Genomic DNA, 16593 nt, shown 5'->3' on the forward strand with positions numbered 1-16593 from the left:
CCGTCTCGTGAGAGAAGCCCGTCCCTCGCAGGCCCCGCTGCTGCTCGACCGCCGTCACCCCGGCCGCTCCGCCCTCCGCCTGCTCGGCCGCTACCGCCCGCGCGTGGTCGTCGCCGTGCTGTTCTTCGCGGTCAAGGACACCCCGCTCTGGCTGCTCCCGGTGGTCACTGGGGCGATCGTCGACGTCGTCGTCGCCGGCGGTCCGGAGTCGACGCTCTGGCTGTGGGCCGGTATCGCCCTGCTCGCGCTGCTGCAGAATTACCCGAACCACGTGATGTACACCCGGCTCTACATGAGCGCCGTGCGCCAGACCGGCACCGACCTCCGCAACGCGCTCGCCGCCCGGCTGCAGAACCTCTCCATCGGCTTCCACTCCCGCGCCAGCTCGTCGATCGTGCAGACCAAGGTCGTCCGCGACGTCGAGAACATCGAGACGATGTACCAGCAGGTCGGCCACCCGCTGCTCTCCGCGACGATGGTGGCGATCGGCGCGGTCGTGATGACCGCGATCGAGGTGCCCGCGTTCCTCCCGGTCTACGCCTGCGCCATCCCGCTCGCGGTGCTGCTGCGCGCCTTCCTGGGCCGCCGCTCGCGCCGGAGCAACGAGCAGTTCCGCCGCGAGGTGGAGCACTTCTCGGCGCGCGTCGGCGAGATGGCGACGCTCATTCCGATCACCCGCGCGCACGGTCTCGAGCAGACCGCGGTCGCGCGGGTCGCCGCCGGCGCCGAGGGCGTCCGCTCGGCCGGCTACAGCCTCGACCTGCTGAACGGCCGCTTCGCCTCGCTCTCCTGGGTGAGCCTGCAGCTGCTCGGCATCGGCTGCCTGGTGCTCGCCGCCTGGGTCTCGATCAGCGGCTGGCTGCCGATCACCCCCGGCCAGGTCGTGCTGCTGAGCTCCTATTTCGCGCTGCTGACCGGTGCGATGACCAACCTGCTGATGCTGCTGCCCGTCATCGCCCGCGGCACCGAGTCGATCCGCTCGATCGGCGAGCTGCTGGAGGACCCGGACCTGGAGCAGAACGAGGGCAAGGCGCGCGCGGCCCAGGTGCGCGGGCGCATCCGGCTCGAGGACGTGACCTACCGCTACGGCGCGGACGGGGTCGGTGGCGCAAGCGGCGCCGGCGCGGCGAGCACCGTCGGCGTCCGGAGCATCGATCTCGACATCGAGCCCGGCCGGACCGTCGCCTTCGTCGGCTCCTCCGGCTCCGGCAAGTCGACGATGCTCAACCTGGTGCTGGGCTTCCTCCGCCCCAGCGGCGGTCGCATCCTGCTGGACGGCGTCGACGCCGAGACCCTCGACCTGCGCACCTGGCGCCGCTCCGTCTCCGTCGTGCCGCAGGACTCGGTGCTCTTCGAGGGCTCCATCCGCGACAACGTGGCCTACGGGCTGACCGGCGTCGGGGAGGAGCGGATCCTCGCCGCACTCCGCGACGCGAACGCCCTGGAGTTCGTCCGCGAGCTGCCGGACGGCCTCGACGCGGTCGTCGGCGAGCGCGGCGCCCGTCTCTCCGGCGGGCAGCGCCAGCGCATCGCCATCGCCCGCGCCCTGGTCCGCGACCCACGGGTGCTCCTGCTCGACGAGGCGACCAGCGCGCTCGATCCGGAGTCGGAGGCGGCCGTCAAGGAGGCGCTGCTGCGGCTGATGCGCGGCCGCACCACCCTGGTCGTCGCGCACCGGCTGTCGACGATCCGCTCGGCCGACACGATCGTCGTGCTCGAGCGCGGGCGGATCGTCGAGACCGGCAGCCACGAGGAGCTGCTCGCGGCGGGCGGGCGCTACGCGACGCTGCACGCGGTGCAGGCGGGGCGCTGAACCGGCACGCCTGATCCGCGGCTCAGCCCTGCGGCCGCCCGACGCCGATCGACCAGGCGAGCGGCGGCGGCGTGCCGTTCAGCGCCCACTCGCCGACGATCCGCTGCTTGTAGATCACCGGATTGTGCGCGCCGACCGTGCGGGCGTTGCGCCAGTGCCGGTCGAGCGCGGCGCCCCTCGCGACCCCGGACGAGCCGAGTGCGTCGAAGAGCAGGGTCGCCGCACGCGGTACCGACTCGGTGAGCAGCACCTGCGCCCGGTACACCTCGGCGCCGGCCGCGGGCACCAGTGACGGATCCACTGCCGCCTCGCCGACAGCCTCCGCCGCGACCAGCACCGCGGCCCGGGCGCCGAAGGCGATCGCCGAGATCGCACCGACCACCTCCTGGATCTGCGCGTCGTCCCGGCCGTGATCGGCCAGGCCGTGGCTGTAGACCCGCGAGCGGGTGCGGACGGCCGCCACGGCGTCCCGCTCGACCGCGGCGGCGATGCCCGCCAGCACCGCGAGCAGCTCGAGCTGGAAGAACGGCGTCTGGTGCGGCGCCCGCAGGACCGAGGCGAAGACGTGCTCCGGCTCGACGAGCGCCTCGGTGAAGACGGTGGTGCCGCTGCCCGAGAGCCGCTGGCCGAAGCCCGACCAGTCGTCGGTCGCGACCACGCCCGGCTGGTCGACGCGCACCACCACGGCGGTGTCCGTGCCGTCCTCGCGGCGCACGACGACGTCGGTCCAGTCCGCGAAGATCGTGCCGGTGGAGTAGTACTTGGTGCCGTTCACGACCAGCTCGTCGCCCCGGCGGGTGAGCGTGGTCTGCGTGACGCCGACCGCGGCCGTGCCGATCTCGCTCCAGGCGTTGCCGACCAGCTCACCCGCCGCGAGCCGGCGCAGCCAGCCGTCGCGCGCCGGCGACGGCGGGAAGGATAGCTGGTCCTCGACGAAGGCGAAGTGGCCGCGCAGCGCCTGGGCGACGTTCGAGTCCGCCCTCGCCAGCTCGATCAGCAGCGACGCGGTCTCGCGGAGCGTGAGCCCGCGGCCGCCGTGCTCGACCGGCACCCGAAGACCGCCGAAGCGGGCCGCGCGCAGTCGCGCGATCGGCTCGAAGGGCAGCTCGCGGTCGAGCTCGCGCTGGACGGCGCCCGCCGCGATCTCGTCGAAGACCGGGCGGAACGCGGCTCGCGCCTCCGCCAGGCGCTCGGATCCCGTGCCGCTCATGTGTACAGGGAGAGCGGCTGGACGTCGCCGGTCAGGTAGTTCGCGCCGACCTCGAGCTTCTTGTAGTCGACGGGATCGTGCAGTGAATGGGTGCGGACGTTGCGCCAGTAGAGGTCGAGCCCGATCGAGCTCTTCGCGGAGGAGGAGCCGGTCGCCTCGTAGATCCGGGTCGTCACGTCGAGCGCGAGCGCGTCCGTCACGATCTTCACCTTCGCGATCTCGATCGCCTGAGCGGCGCGCGACTCGGCCGTCACCGCCGCCCCGCGGGCGACCTCGGCGTCGTGCAGCGCGCCGACGCGGTCGGCCAGCGCCTCCGCAGCCGCCGTGTGCGCGACCAGCTCGCCGTAGAGGCGCCGCACGAACGGATCCTGCGCGTAGGTCTCCACGCCGGAGAGGAACCAGGAGTTCTTCCGGCCGAGGGTGAGCCCCCGCCCCTTCGCCAGCGCGCCCTGGGCGATGCCGAGGTAGAGGTTGCCGAAGCCGAGCTGGATCGACGGCGTGATCAGCGTCGCGAACGGCTCGTCGACGAGCGCGCCGAGGATCTCGGACGCGTCCACCCGCACGCCGGTGAAGCGCACCGAGCCGGAGGCGCTCTGCCGCTGGCCGAGGTAGTCCCAGTCTCCGAGCGGCTCGATGCCCGCGCGGTCGCGGGGGAGCACGAAGGTCAGCGTCTCGCCGGAGCGGTCGCCGCCGGAGATCACCGCGTTGACCAGCACCGCGTCGCCCGAGGAGACCCCGGTCGAGAAGCGCTTGAGCCCGTTCAGCTCGAAGCCGTCGCCGCGCGGCGTCAGCTCGAGGTCGGGGTCGACCGGGTTCACCGAGTCGCCCCAGAGCCGGCGGCCCTCGATCGTCGCGCGGTAGAAGCGCGCGCGCTCCGATTCCGGCGCCGAGAAGGCGATGTTGGCCGAGTTGACATAGTGGTACAGCAGGATCTGCGCGAGCGAGGCGTCCGCGGCGGCGAGGATCCGGATCACCCGGAACGCCGTGCTCCAGACCGCGCCGCCACCGCCGTACTCGGCCGGGTCGAGCAGGTTCACGAGGCCCGAGGAGCGCAGCGGCTCGAGCTCGGTGGTCGGGTCGAGGTTGCCACGGTCGCGCTCGAGGACGTCGGCCGCGAGGGTCGCGGCGACGCCGGACGCGACGGCGTCCCAGTGCGCGTGCTCGGCGGCGGTGGCGACGCGGTCCCAGTGCGAGCGCGGGCGCTCGGGGCGGGACTCGGGGCTGGTCGGGGCAGGGGCGGTCTGGGTCATCGGACGGGCTCCGGGTCGAGGGCGGGCAGAACGGAGAGGACGCTGTCGGGCAGTCCGTCGGCGGCGCTGGGCGAGCCGGTGTACGCGCCGCGGTAGGCGGCGGCGGGGTGCGAGTCCTTCACGCGGGCGCTGCCCGGGCCCTGGAGGTACTCGCGCAGAGTCGCGCCCTCGTACTCCTCCCAGACCCGGCCGCGCCGGCGCAGCTCGGGCACGGCGAGGTCGACGAAGTCCTCGAAGGTGCCGGGGGTGACCACGTAGGCGAGGTTGAAGCCGTCGATCCCGGCGACGTCGACCCAGCGCTCCAGCTCGTCCGCGACGGTGCTCGGCGAGCCGACGATCACCGGGCCGATGCCGCCGATGCCGAGGTACTCCGCGACGTCGTCCGGGGTCCAGGCGCGGTCCGGGTCCGCCTTCGTGAAGATCGAGAGGGCGCTGCGCACCGCGTCGGTGTCGACGTAGTCCAGCGGCACGTCCGCCGGGAACTGGGAGAGATCGAGTCCCGACCAGCCGCCGTAGAACGCGAGCGCGCCCTCCCGGGACGAGTAGGTCTTGAAGTCGGCGTACTTGGCCTGCGCCTCGGCGTCCGTCTCGGCGACGATGACGGTCGCGAGGATCAGGATCTTCGGATCCGTGCGCAGGCGTCCGTGGGCTTCAGCACGGTCCCGGATGGCATCCGTGGTCCGCCGGGTCAGCTCCGGCCGGATCGCGTTGATGAAGACGGCCTCGCCGTGCTTCGCCGAGAAGTCGATGCCGCGCGGCGAGGCCCCCGCCTGGAAGATCACCGGCGTGCGCTGCGGCGACGGCTCGGAGAGGTGGATGCCCGGCACGCGGTAGTGGGTGCCGGCGTGGCCGATCGGGTGCACCTTCCGCGGATCGGTGAAGACGCCGCGCTCTCGGTCGCGCAGCACCGCGCCCTCCTCCCAGGAGCCCTCCCAGAGCTTGTAGCTCACGTCGAGGAACTCCTCGGCGATGTCGTAGCGCTCGTCGTGCGGGATCTGGCGCTCGAGGCCGAGGTTCTGCGCGGCACTGTCGAGGTAGGAGGTGACCACGTTCCAGCCGATCCGCCCCTTGGTCAGGTGGTCGAGCGTGGAGAGCCGGCGCGCCAGGGCGTACGGCTGCTCGTAGGTGGGCGAGATCGTGACGCCGAAGCCGAGGTGCTTCGTGGCGGCGGCCATCGCGGGGATCTGCAGCAGCGGGTCGTTGACGGGGACCTGCGCGGAGTCGATCAGCGCGGGGCCGACGGAGCCGCGGTAGACGTCGTAGACGCCGAGCACGTCGGCGAGGAAGAGCGCGTCGAAGGTGCCGCGCTCGAGCGTCCTCGCGAGGTCGATCCAGTACTCGAGGTCGTTGTAGCGGTCGGCCTGCGAGTCGGGGTGCCGCCAGAGGCCGGGCGCCTGGTGTCCGACACAGGTCATGTCGAAGGCGTTGAGGACGATGCGGGACGCCATGGGACTCCGTTCGGTTCGGGGCTGGTGCGCTTCGGACCCTAGGAGGGACGGCCGACACCGCGTCGCCGCCGGCGCAATCCGGCGTAACGAACGGCCGCCGTGTTGCGCCGTGTGACGCCGCGTTGCGGTGGATGACCGGCGGGCGTGACGACTCGCCGCGCCGCCGCCACGATGGCCAGCAGCGCCGCCCGGCCCACCACGGTTCCGGGCGCACCGCCTCCCTCTCCCGCACCGACGTCCCACACCGAAGCAGGCTCTCCCATGCGATTCCGCTCCCTCACCTCCGCGGTGGCGCTCCTCGCCGCCGCGACGCTGGTCCTCACCGGCTGCTCGCTCAAGGAGGAGTCCTCCGGCGCGAACGCCGCGAACGCCGCCGCCGCCGAGGCGACCACCGCCGCGGCCTCGACCGCCGACGTCCCGAGCCTCGAGGGCAAGACGGTCGGCGTCGCGGCGAAGGACATCGTCCACGACTTCTCCCGGATCGTGTACCAGTCGGTGCAGGACCGGGTGGAGGCGCTCGGCGGCACCGTCGTCGCCACCCAGGCCGAGGCCAAGGACGACAAGCACGTCTCGGACATCGAGAACCTCGTCGCCCAGAAGCCCGACGCGATCATCGTGATCCTCGGCGACGCGACGACCCTCGCGCCGGCGCTGAAGGAGGTGCACGACGCGGGCATCCCGCTGTTCACCATCGACAACGTGTCCGAGTACTCCGAGAACAACGTCACCAGCGACAACTGGCAGATCGGCTCGACCCTCGCCCGCACCATCGCCGAGGACATCGGCGGCTCCGGGCAGATCCTGGTCTTCAACGGCTTCCCGGGGGTCGCGCCCTGCCGCATCCGCTACAACGAGCTCAAGCTCGTGCTCGAGGACTACCCGGGCATCTCGATCCTCCAGCCCGAGCTGCAGGACAAGTACGAGGGCACGATCGAGGACGCGAAGCAGCAGATCGGCGACGCCCTCTCGCGCTACCCGAAGGGCGAGATCTCGGCGATCTGGTCCTGCTGGGACACCCCGCAGATCGGCGCCGCGCAGGCCGTCGACGCGGCGGGCCGCGACGAGATCAAGATCTACGGCGTCGACGCCGACCAGGGCGCGCTCGACCTGATCGCCGACCCCGACTCCTCCTACACCGCGACCGTCGCGCAGCAGAACCTCGCCATCGGCGCCGGCTCGGCCGACAACGTGGCCCGCTTCCTCGGCGGCGAGGCGGACGCGGTCACGCCGACCACCTACTTCGCCCCGGTGCTCATCGACAAGGCGAACATCGCCGAGAAGACCGCGGAGCTCGGTCTCGGTGGCTAGTCCCGCGGTCGTCCCGCCGCCGGCCCTCGAGATGGCGGGGATCTCCAAGTCCTTCGCCGGCGTCCCGGTGCTGCGCGACGTCGGGCTCACGGTCGGCCGCGGCGAGGTCGTCGCCCTGGTCGGTGAGAACGGCGCGGGCAAGTCCACGCTGATCAAGATCCTCACCGGCCTGTACTCGGCGGACGCCGGCTCGATCGCGATCGACGGAGCGCCGGTGGCGATCACCGCCCCGCGCGACGCCGAGCGGGCGGGCATCCGGGTCGTGCACCAGGACCGGCACCTGGCCGGCCGCCTGACCGTGGCGGAGCAGCTCTACCTCGGCCACGAGCGGCTGCGCCGCCGGGGCACCTCGGCCGAGGCCGTGCTCGCCGAGCTGGTCGGCCTCGTCGTCCGCGGCGGCACCCTCGTCGACGACCTCACCGTCGCCGAGCAGCAGCAGCTGCAGATCGCCCGCGCGCTGCTGGTCGAGCCGCGGATCCTGGTGCTCGACGAGCCGACCGCGCCGCTCGCCGCCGAGGAGGTCGCGGCGCTCTTCGCCTCGATCCGCCGGCTGCAGGCGCGCGGCGTCGCGGTGATCTACATCTCGCACTACCTCCAGGAGGTGCAGCGCGTCGCGAGCCGCGTGGTCGTGCTGCGGAACGGCGCGAACGTCGGCGGGCTCGACCTGATCGACGGCGACGCCGAGCAGGGCGCCCGGATCGTCGAGCTGATGCTCGGCCGCGACGTGGAGGAGTTCGCGCTCCGCTCCGACCGCGTGATCGCCGCCGACGTCGCGCCGCTGCTCGAGCTCGAGGCGCTGACCGTGCCCGGCGCGCTCGACGCCCTCGACCTGGTGGTCCGCCCGGGCGAGATCGTCGGTGTCACCGGCCTCGTCGGCTCCGGGGTCGACGTGCTCGCGGACGCCGTGGTCGGCCTCGCCCGTCGCAGCGGCCGGGTGCGCGTGGCCGGCACCGCCACCTCCTCCGCCCGGGCCTTCGTCGCCGCGGGCGGCGGCTACGTGCCGAGCGACCGGCGCCGCGACGGCGTCCTGCTCGCGCACACCGTCCGGGAGAACCTCTCGATCGCGTCGCTCGGGCGGATCAGCCTCGGCGGCCTGCTGCCGAGCCGCCGCCGCGACCGGGCGCTCGCGCTCGAGCAGATCGCCGCGCTGGACGTGCGGCCCGCCGATCCGGAGGCCGTGGTCGGCACGCTCTCCGGCGGCAACCAGCAGAAGGTCGCCGTGGGGAAGTGGCTGGCCGCCGGCTCGCGGGTGCTCGTCCTCGATCAGCCCACCGCGGGTGTCGACATCGGCAGCCGCGCCGCGGTCTACGCACTCATCGACCGGCTCGTCGACGAGGGCGCCGGCATCCTCCTCGTCTCCCTCGATCTCGAGGAGCTCGTCGGGCTCGCCGACCGCGTCCTCGTGCTGCACCGCGGCGCCGTGCGCGCCGAGCTGCCCCGGCGCGAGCTGAGCGTCGACCGCGTGCTCGCGATCGCCTCCGGCGCCGTCGCCCCCGAAGCACTGGAGAGTGCCCGATGACCCTCACCACCGCGCCCCCCGAGAAGGCGTCCCCGGCGGAGACGCCCGCCGCCCCGCGCGCCCGCCGCCGCGGCATCGGCGCGCTCGCCCTGATCGGCTACCTCGTCGTCGTCCTCGAGATCGCGGTGTTCAGCGCCGCCTCGCCCGTCTTCGCGACCGGCGGCAACGTCTCGACGATCCTGATCCAGGCCGTGGTCCCCGCGATCGCCGGCTTCGGCCTCGCGATCGTGGTGATCACCGGGGGTGACGACGTCGTCCGCGGCGGCATCGACCTCGCCTCCGGACCGATCGTCGGCCTCTCCGGCGTCGTCGCGGCCGTCGCCCTGACAGCGAGCCTCGGCGCACTGCCCGCCGTGCTGCTCGCCCTGCTCGTCTCGGTCGGCTTCGGCGCGATCAGCGGCACGGCCGTCGTGCTCGGCCTCCGCCCGCTGCTCGCCACGCTCGCCGTCTCCGGGATCGTCGGCTCCGTCGTCTTCCTCGCCACCGACAACGTCAAGGTGCCGGTCGCGGATCCGCTCTTCGACTGGCTGCGCGGCGGCAGCGTCCTCGGCCTCCCGGCGCCGGTCGCGGTGCTCGCCGTCGTCACGGTGGCGACCGCCCTCGCCGTCGGCCGGACCTCCTGGGGCACCCGCAGCTACGCCGTCGGCCAGAACCCGACCGCGGCGAGCGTCGCGGGTGTCTCGGTCTGGCGCCACGTGCTCACCAGCTACCTGCTCTCCGGGCTCCTCGCCGGCATCGCCGGGCTGCTGCTCGCCGCGCGCCTCGCCGCCGCCGTGCCCGGGATCGGCAACCAGATCCTGCTCGACATCATCGTCACCGCCTACCTCTCGGTCGTGTTCTCGCGCCGCTTCGTCGTCACCATCGGCGGCACGCTGCTCGCCGCCGTCTTCGTGGCGGCGCTCGGCAACGGCTTCACCCTGATCGGCGTCGACAGCCAGTGGGTCGGCGCGATCAAGGGGCTGCTCATCCTGCTCGTACTCGGCCTCGCGGCCCTCCGCGAGAGAGGGGTCCGCTCGTGACCGCCGTCGCCCTGCCCGTGTCCGAGTCCCGCCGGGCCCTCGCCGTCCGCCTGCTCGCCCCCGCCGCGGTCGTGCTCCTGCTCGCCGTCTTCGGCGCGAGCGTGCCCGGCTACTTCGCGCCGACCAACCTGCTCAACGTCGCGAGCGCCGGGGCGCTGCTGCTGATCGCGGCCTGCGCGATGACGCTCGTCGTCCGGGCCGGCGGCATCGACCTCTCGATCGGCATCGCGATCGACCTCGCGGCCCTCGGCGCCACCGCGCTGATCGCCGACGGCTACGTGACCTGGTTCGCGGTGCTGATCGGCCTCGGCTTCGGGACGCTCGCGGGCGTGGTCAACGCGGTGCTGGTGATCGTGCTGAGGATCCGCGCCTTCCTCGCGACCCTGTCGGTCTGGTTCATCGGCACCAGCGCCCAGCAGCTGCTCACCGGCGGTGGCGCGCCGATCTACCTGCGCCGCCAGGCGACGCCCGGCGCCTTCGCCGCCTGGGGGAACGCGACCGTGCTCGGCATCGGCGTCCCGGTGCTGCTGGCGATCGCGGTCGCCGTCGCGGTCTGGCTGCTGCTGGACCGCACCCGCTGGGGCCGCGTGCTCACCGCGGCGGGGGAGCAGCCCGGAGCCACCCGCATCGCCGGCCGCCGCGTCGGGATCTCGCTCGCCTCCGCGTTCGTCGTCGCGGCGCTGATCGGCGCTCTGGCCGGCATCGCGCTCGCCTCGCGCAGCTACGGCTACTCGCCGGCGAGCGGCCAGCTCTACGTGCTCGACGCGATCGGCGCGGTCTTCATCGGCGCGACGCTCTCGGCGCACGGGCGGCCGAACGTGCTCGGCACCGTGCTCGGCGTCCTGATCTTCGGCCTGATCAACAACGGCCTCGTGCTGCTCGGCGTCTCCTTCTACTGGCAGGGCCTCGTCCGCGGCTCGGTGCTGCTGCTGCTCCTGCTCGCGACCGCGCTGCTCCGCCGGGAGTCGATCGCGCCACCGCTGCGGACGCTGCTGACGTCGCGGCGGTGACGGGCGGGCATCGCGCGCCACCGACCTCCGCCGGACGTCCCCACCTCTCCGCGCATGCTGCTTCCGAACTAGGATCAGCAGTGCACAGAGAGCAGGAGGAGACGACCATGACAGACCTCGCCACGAGTCCGCCGCCGGTCACGAGTTCGACGGGGCCCGGCAGCGAGTCCGCCCTCGAGGCTCGGCTGAGGATCATCGTCGGACTCGCCCAGGGCGCCTCGGAGTCTCAGCTCGCCGACCAGCTCGAGCTCGCGCCGGACGTCGTGCACGAGCATCTCCGCGGCGTTCTCGTCCAGCTCTCTCCCGAGCTGCTCGCCATGGTCGCCCACCCCGAGCTGACCGACGGGCTGGACGGGCTGTATCGAGCCGTCCGCGACAGGGGAGGCGATGAGCAGACGCTCGCCGCGCTCCTCACGGAGCAGACCGCACTCCTCTCGCGACACCGGTCGCCGGGCAGCGGGCTGGCCCAGGGTGCGGCGGACTTCCTCGTCGAGTCCGGGTCGATGACCGCGGAGGAGCTCGCCGAGGCCGAAGCGGAGGTCGCGCGCGGAGAGCTCGCCGACCTCGAGCGGCGCACCCGGCTGCAGGCGATCGTCGACTCGTTCGGCACCGCCGAGGTGGCCTCGCGACTCAGGATCGACGAGACCCGCGTGCGCCACCGGAAGGCGAAGGACGGGCTGTACGCCTTCAAGGTCGGCTCGAAGCTGCGGTTCCCGGCCTGGCAGTTCACCGACGACCGGGAGCGGCCGATGCTGCCGGGCGTCCCCGCGCTCGTCAAGGCGATCCCGGACGACATGCATCCCGCGAGCGTGCTCGGCTTCATGACCACGCCGCAGGAGGAGCTCCTCATCGGCGAGACGCCGGTCACCCCGGTGCGGTGGCTCTCCGGGGGAGGCGATCCGCGGGAGGTCCTCGTCGCGCTGGCCGAGTTCGACGAGTCGTGAAGGTCCCGCTCACCCCGCCGACGACCTTCGTCACCGACCCGTCGCACCTGCGCGAGTACTCCGGATCGCTCTGGCGCGTGTATCGCAGCGCGGGCGAGCACGTGGGCGCCTGGGACGCCCTGCGCCATCACGGGCCGGTGCCGGGGATGCGCTTCGACCCGCACCCGCCTCCTCCGGGGCACCACCCGACCGTCGGTGTCCTGTACGCCGCGACGGACGCCGTGACAGCGATCGGCGAGACGTACCAGCGTCGACGGGTGGTCGACCGCGTGCAGAACGCTCCGCGGCTCGTGGGCTGGCGCCCGTCCCGTCCGCTGACGCTCCTCGATCTCACCGGTGAGTGGCCCGTCCGCAACAGTGCGGCTGCCTCTCTCCAGATGGGGCCGAAGCGGGCCACGCAGGCCTGGGCCCGGGCGATCGAGGAGCGCCTCGGCGGCCTCGACGGGCTGTGGCACCTGTCGGCGATCACCGGCAACCCGATCGTTACGCTGTTCAGCCGCGTCGAGCGGGAGCCGGCCTTCCCGCCGCGGCCGAGCTTCCACACGGCGCTGAGCGACGTGACCGCCGATGCGGTAGTGCTCGTCGCCGCCCGGCGGCTGGGCTTCGCGGTGCTCGGAGATCCGTAGCCGCTGCCCGCCGGGTCGCGGCCGGGCCGGCGCTCCTCAGCTCCCGCCGAGCACGGCTCGACCATCGCCGCCCGCCGGTCACAGCCCGCGGTAGGCCGCCGCGGTGGTCGTGCGCAGGCCGTCCGTCTGCGCGGTGACCTGTGCGCTGCCCGCCGGGACGGTGGATCGCCGGGTGGCGAACGCCCGCGAGACCGTCGCGCCCGGAGCGACGCCTGCGATCGTCGAGGTGCCGTACGCGGTGACGATGGTGATCTCCGTCGCGGTCCTGCCGGTGTTCTTCGCCGTCACCGTGAGCACGACCGTCCCGAGGGTCTTGCGCGTGGCCGCGGTCGCCGTCAGGGCGGGCGGTGCGGCGACCGTGGTGCGGGGCAGGGACACCGCCGGCAGCCCGGGGACGCGGGCGGCGATCGAGACGGTGCCGGTCGTCGCTCCCGTCCGGAGAGGGGGGAGCGCGGCCGTTCCCGTCGCCGCGGAGAGGACCGTCGCCGCCTTCGTGCCGTCGGTGAAGGTCGCCGGGCCGGTGAGGGTGAAGGAGACGGCGCGGCCCCCGAGCGCCCGGCCGCGCGCGTCGAGGACGTCCACACCGGCGGCGACGTCGCGCGTCGACGAGGTGGCGACGGTCGTCGCGGCGCCACGGGCGACGAGCGAGGCGATCGGGGCCACGCCGGTGGCGCTGAGCTCGGCGACGCTGGTCGAACCTCCGTACTCCGCGCTTCCCCAGGCCTGGAACACCGTGCGGAGGGCCGTCGTGGCCACCGGGGTGAAGGCGACCGTGTTCACCGCGTCCCGAGCGCGGCCGGCCGGGCTCGCTCCCGCGACCGGCACCCAGGCGCCCGCGGCGTCGAGGTAGTCGACGCGCCAGGACCGAGGCGGGATCACGCCCTGCTGCGCGCTGTCGGCCGCGTCGGCGGCGAAGCGCACCGACGCGCTGTCCACGGTCACCGTCGCCGGCCAGGTGAGCCCGAGCCACTGCTCGCCCACGCGGGGCCAGCTGCTCCACGCGGTTCCGGTCCTGCCGTCGACGGCGTCCCCGACGGACGACCAGCCCGAGGTGTAGGACGCGGAGGCCGCGGCGCGGCGGGTGATGTCGCCGACGTCCTCGGTGCAGGGCACGGTGACGGTGACGGTCGCCGTCCGCGCCGTCGCATCGAGGGCCTCCACGCGGAGCGACATGCCGGTGTTCAGGGCGACGGTCTCGCCGGCGAGGGCGAACTCGTTGCCGACGCTCGCGTCACCGGGCCGCTGCAGCAGCTCGGCGCTGCCGCCGGTGCTGCGCAGGATCTGCACGCCGGAGACCGTCCGCGGCGTCTGCCAGGGACTGCTGTAGGCGCCGCCGTCCGCTCGCGGATCGGCCTTGTCGTTGTACTGCGCCCAGTACCGCACCGCCGAGTCCTGCGGGTCGGTCCAGGTGAGGGCTCGAGGAGTGCCCGGACCGGCCCCCAGGGTGTCCATGACGGTCGTCCGCGGCGCGCCGCAGACGGGCTGCCGGGTGTCCGAGAGGATGCCGAGCTGCGCGAGGGTCGGTGCCGAGAGGGGAGTGAAGAGCCAGGAGTCGCCCATGACGTCGGTCAGGTTCCCGTACTCCTCCCGGGCGCACGAGGCACCGGGCGCGACGTCCCACGACGAGGCGCACTGGACACTCGCGGCGTGGAAGAGCGAGAGGTTGTGGCCCAGCTCGTGGGCGAGCAGGATCGCGTCGGGACCGCCCTGGAACGTCCGCCCGCCGTCGTCCGGGTCGCCCGGCTGCTCTCCGTTGGCCAAGTTCGGGCAGGGGTCGCCCGGGGGCACCATGGCGACGAGGTGCCGCGCCGGTCCGGGCTGCCAGCCCGTCGTGCGGGCGATCCAGTCGTGCAGGCCGCCCGTGTCGCTGCAGCCGATCGGCTCGTCGATGCTCCGCCAGTCGATCAGCTGCTCGAGCTCGAAGCGCACGGCTCCGCCGGTCTCGCGGTTGTAGAAGTCGTCGACGAGCTCGAGGGAGCGGCGCGCGTCCTCCGCGCTGAACGACGGGGTCGTGCCCTGCGGCGCCACGAGGGCGATGGTCACCTCGTGCACGACGATGTCGGCACGGGAGGGGATCGCCACGTCGGTGAAGTCCGCCGGCGCGGCCGCCGCCCGGAGGAGCGACGGCGAGCCGGGCTCTGCGACGGCGTCGCTCGCCGCGGGGGCGGAGTCGACTCCGCCCCCGTCGCGGGCCGGAGGCGTCGAGGTGCTCGCCGTCACCGCCGGCGCGGCGACGGCCGAGTGCGGCGCGGCGACGAGCCCCGCTGCCAGGAGGAGCCCGCAGAGGGCTCCGGTGAACTGAGTAGCGCGGCGCATGGTGTCCCCTCGATGGAGTGCCCGGACGACGCCGGACGGAGCGGGCCGGATGGCAGGGCCGGGCGGGAAGACGCCGGCTCGTCCGCACTGATTGTTACCGTGAACACTGCCGTGGATCCGGGGCGAGCGGGACCCCCCGTCGGGGTCGAGACCGGTGAGCCGCGGCCGTCCGGAAGCGTCGACGCGCCTCCGGACGGCCGTGTCGCTCAGCGCGTCAGCGTGATGCTGTCGAGCTCCGCGAACCCGGAGCCGCCGGCGAAGAAGGGAGACCCCTTCGCGAGCCGGATCACGTTGAAGCCCGCCTTCAGATCGACCTGCCGCGAGACGGAGGAGCCGAAGGCGCCCCATGATCCCGTCGACGGGTAGGAGACGGTGCTGAAGGCGCTGCCGTTGACGGCGAGGCCCTGGGTCGAGGTGCTCACCCCGCCATTGGCGTAGCGGATCCCGAGCCCGTAGCTGCCGGCGGTCGGCACCTCGACGACGAAGTCGACGAAGCTGTCGCTGCGGGCGTTCGACGAGCCGTCGATCCGGCCGACGTAGCCGCCGTTCGACGCCGTTCCGGCGGAGAGGAGCGCGGCGTTCACGACGGTCGCGTTCTCCGCCTCGTAGACCTGCTGATAGCTCGTCGTCGGACCCGCCGCCGGGGTGACGACGAGCTGGTAGGCGCCGAGGTAGTCCTGGCTCGTCACCGGGACGGTGACGGTCCCGTTCGTGATCGGCAGGGTCTGCGTCGACACCGTGGTGGGCGCGTCGACGTTGGTCATGCGGCCCGACCGGGGCGTGTAGTTCAGGACCACCTTGGCCGAGGTCCCGAATCCGGTGAGGCCCTTCACCTGCACCTGGTTGTCGCCGAAGGTGCCGCCGAAGGCCGCGTTCACGATCTTCCGGCTGGAGTCGTAGGACGCGAAGCCGTCCAGGTCGCCGGACGGCGTGACGGCGAGCATGTTCCCGGCCATCTCGCCGTACCACTTGTAGAGCCAGTAGGAGCCGGTCGGTCGGTTGTTCCAGACTAGGCCGCCGACGGTGCCGGACTCGTACCAGTAGGCGCGCTCGGCGTCGTGGATCCCGGTGCGCTCGAACTGGGCGATGAAGTGCGCGGCCACGCTCGGCGTGTCGATCTGGCTCGGCGAGCCGTACTCGTTGATGGAGATCGGCCGCGGCGAGATGCCGAGATCGCGCTCGATCGAGCGGTAGTCGGCGACGTGCTCGTCGATGTCGTTGTAGATCCCGTCATCGAGCTCGTGCCAGACGACGACGTCGGGCAGAGTGCCGTCGGCCTTCGCCCGCCCCATGAACGAGCGCATCAGGTCGGGGTAGTAGCGGCTGTAGCTGGGGCCCACGATCGGAGTGATCGTGTCCTGGAGCTTGACCTGCCGGTAGGTGCGGGTCCAGCCGTCGAGGTAGGGGCCGGCCTTCGCCGTGTCCCACGTCCCGTCGGGCTCGTTCCACAGCTCCCAGCCGTTGATGTTCGTGGTGGCGGTGGCGTCGAGACGGGCCTTCACCATCGTGTCGATCTTCTGCGTCCAGTCCGCCCAGCTGATCCAGCGGTACGGGAAGTCGGGGTACACGTCGGGCATCCGCGCGTAGGACTGCGCTCCGTCCCGGGTGAAGGTGCCGGCCACCTTCAGCACGTCGCCGGTCGGCGTCGTCGCTCCGTTGCCGAGCTGGCCGACTCCGGGGGCCGGCTGCGTGTTCTGCTTGAGGCGCAGCGGCGTCAGCAGGCCCGGTGCCGGGTCGTTCGGCGTGGCAAGCGCGTACAGGCCGCCGGCGCCGACCCGCGTGACGGGTCCGATCGACGTGCCCGCATCGACGACGAGCGTGTTGCCCGCGGCGGACGCGGGCAGTGTCGGGGCGACGAGCGTCGCGGCGAGTGCCGCCGCTGCCGCCAGACCGAAAAGCTTGCGAAATCTACTCACAGAGAGCTCCTTTGCAGTGTGAATCGCACCCATAGGAAGCCGTCTTCGCTGGCCTCCGGGTGGTGAGATCGACCGTAGCCAGCCCGGGGAGTTAAAGAAAGTAGTTTCGGTGTTTCGGTCGCCGCGAGGCTGTGACCCCTGCTCGCGAAGCGCGCGCGGGCGAGCCGGTGCCCTCCGACCCGAACGGAGGGCACCGCTGCTCGAGCGGGCGCCA

At 73.1% G+C, this 16593-nt stretch carries 12 protein-coding genes; 7 read left to right on the forward strand and 5 right to left on the reverse strand.

The genetic code is table 11. The features are described from left to right. The first annotated feature begins 7 nt into the window (after positions 1-7). Positions 8-1813 carry an ABC transporter ATP-binding protein gene (locus EDF45_RS16385; RefSeq protein ID WP_123737097.1) on the forward strand — a complete coding sequence of 602 codons (1806 nt, stop codon included), beginning with the start codon at positions 8-10 and terminating at the stop codon, positions 1811-1813. Positions 1814-1835: 22 nt separating this feature from the next. Here EDF45_RS16385 and EDF45_RS16390 read toward each other — a convergent pair whose 3' ends face one another. Genes EDF45_RS16390 through EDF45_RS16400 form a run of 3 tightly spaced genes read right to left on the reverse strand, consistent with a single transcriptional unit; the run spans position 1836 to position 5721 of the window. Beyond that, positions 1836-3023 carry an acyl-CoA dehydrogenase family protein gene (locus EDF45_RS16390; protein WP_123737096.1) on the reverse strand — a complete coding sequence of 396 codons (1188 nt, stop codon included), beginning with the start codon at positions 3021-3023 and terminating at the stop codon, positions 1836-1838. Next, the gene (locus EDF45_RS16395) at positions 3020-4273 is read right to left on the reverse strand and encodes an acyl-CoA dehydrogenase family protein (RefSeq protein WP_123737095.1); all 1254 of its coding nucleotides are present in this window, start codon (positions 4271-4273) and stop codon (positions 3020-3022) included. Before EDF45_RS16395 ends, EDF45_RS16390 begins: the two co-directional genes overlap by 4 nt. Further along, positions 4270-5721 (reverse strand): LLM class flavin-dependent oxidoreductase, encoded by a 1452-nt coding sequence (locus EDF45_RS16400; protein WP_123737094.1) that lies wholly within the window; start codon positions 5719-5721, stop codon positions 4270-4272. The genes EDF45_RS16395 and EDF45_RS16400 overlap by 4 nt, the downstream gene beginning before the upstream one ends. 261 nt (positions 5722-5982) lie before the next feature. Between EDF45_RS16400 and EDF45_RS16405 the strand changes: the two genes are divergently transcribed. From EDF45_RS16405 to EDF45_RS16425, 6 genes are all read left to right on the forward strand, one after another. After that, positions 5983-7029, forward strand: a complete 1047-nt coding sequence (locus EDF45_RS16405; protein ID WP_123737093.1) for a sugar ABC transporter substrate-binding protein — start codon at positions 5983-5985, stop codon at positions 7027-7029. Continuing rightward, positions 7022-8548, forward strand: a complete 1527-nt coding sequence (locus EDF45_RS16410; RefSeq protein WP_123737092.1) for a sugar ABC transporter ATP-binding protein — start codon at positions 7022-7024, stop codon at positions 8546-8548. The genes EDF45_RS16405 and EDF45_RS16410 overlap by 8 nt, the downstream gene beginning before the upstream one ends. After that, positions 8545-9567, forward strand: coding sequence for an ABC transporter permease (locus tag EDF45_RS16415; RefSeq protein WP_123737091.1), 1023 nt, complete (start codon positions 8545-8547; stop codon positions 9565-9567). The genes EDF45_RS16410 and EDF45_RS16415 overlap by 4 nt, the downstream gene beginning before the upstream one ends. Further along, positions 9564-10577: an ABC transporter permease gene (locus tag EDF45_RS16420; RefSeq protein WP_123737090.1), complete on the forward strand. Its 1014-nt coding sequence runs from the start codon at positions 9564-9566 to the stop codon at positions 10575-10577. Before EDF45_RS16415 ends, EDF45_RS16420 begins: the two co-directional genes overlap by 4 nt. 107 nt (positions 10578-10684) lie before the next feature. Then, positions 10685-11521, forward strand: coding sequence for a hypothetical protein (locus tag EDF45_RS21365; RefSeq protein ID WP_185020227.1), 837 nt, complete (start codon positions 10685-10687; stop codon positions 11519-11521). After that, complete coding sequence (locus EDF45_RS16425) at positions 11518-12147, forward strand: RES family NAD+ phosphorylase (protein ID WP_185020228.1); 630 nt, start codon at positions 11518-11520, stop codon at positions 12145-12147. Before EDF45_RS21365 ends, EDF45_RS16425 begins: the two co-directional genes overlap by 4 nt. Positions 12148-12225: 78 nt before the next feature. Here the strand turns inward: EDF45_RS16425 and EDF45_RS16430 are convergent, their stop codons facing one another. Together EDF45_RS16430 and EDF45_RS16435 are read right to left on the reverse strand one after the other, a co-directional pair. Beyond that, complete coding sequence (locus EDF45_RS16430; RefSeq protein ID WP_123737088.1) at positions 12226-14463, reverse strand: discoidin domain-containing protein; 2238 nt, start codon at positions 14461-14463, stop codon at positions 12226-12228. 206 nt (positions 14464-14669) lie between these two features. Next, positions 14670-16379, reverse strand: coding sequence for a CBM35 domain-containing protein (locus EDF45_RS16435; RefSeq protein ID WP_221181140.1), 1710 nt, complete (start codon positions 16377-16379; stop codon positions 14670-14672). Positions 16380-16593: the final 214 nt, after the last annotated feature.

Source organism: Rathayibacter sp. PhB186, assembly GCF_003751825.1.
GTDB lineage: Bacteria > Actinomycetota > Actinomycetes > Actinomycetales > Microbacteriaceae > Rathayibacter > Rathayibacter festucae.

Bases quoted from the DNA above. Each gene is read 5' to 3' on its own strand.
- EDF45_RS16390 (WP_123737096.1), bottom strand. From the start codon at position 3,023: ATGAGCGGCACGGGATCCGAGCGCCTGGCGGAGGCGCGAGCCGCGTTC.
- EDF45_RS16395 (WP_123737095.1), bottom strand. From the start codon at position 4,273: ATGACCCAGACCGCCCCTGCCCCGACCAGCCCCGAGTCCCGCCCCGAG.
- EDF45_RS16400 (WP_123737094.1), bottom strand. From the start codon at position 5,721: ATGGCGTCCCGCATCGTCCTCAACGCCTTCGACATGACCTGTGTCGGA.
- EDF45_RS16405 (WP_123737093.1), top strand. From the start codon at position 5,983: ATGCGATTCCGCTCCCTCACCTCCGCGGTGGCGCTCCTCGCCGCCGCG.
- EDF45_RS16415 (WP_123737091.1), top strand. From the start codon at position 8,545: ATGACCCTCACCACCGCGCCCCCCGAGAAGGCGTCCCCGGCGGAGACG.
- EDF45_RS21365 (WP_185020227.1), top strand. From the start codon at position 10,685: ATGACAGACCTCGCCACGAGTCCGCCGCCGGTCACGAGTTCGACGGGG.
- EDF45_RS16430 (WP_123737088.1), bottom strand. From the start codon at position 14,463: ATGCGCCGCGCTACTCAGTTCACCGGAGCCCTCTGCGGGCTCCTCCTG.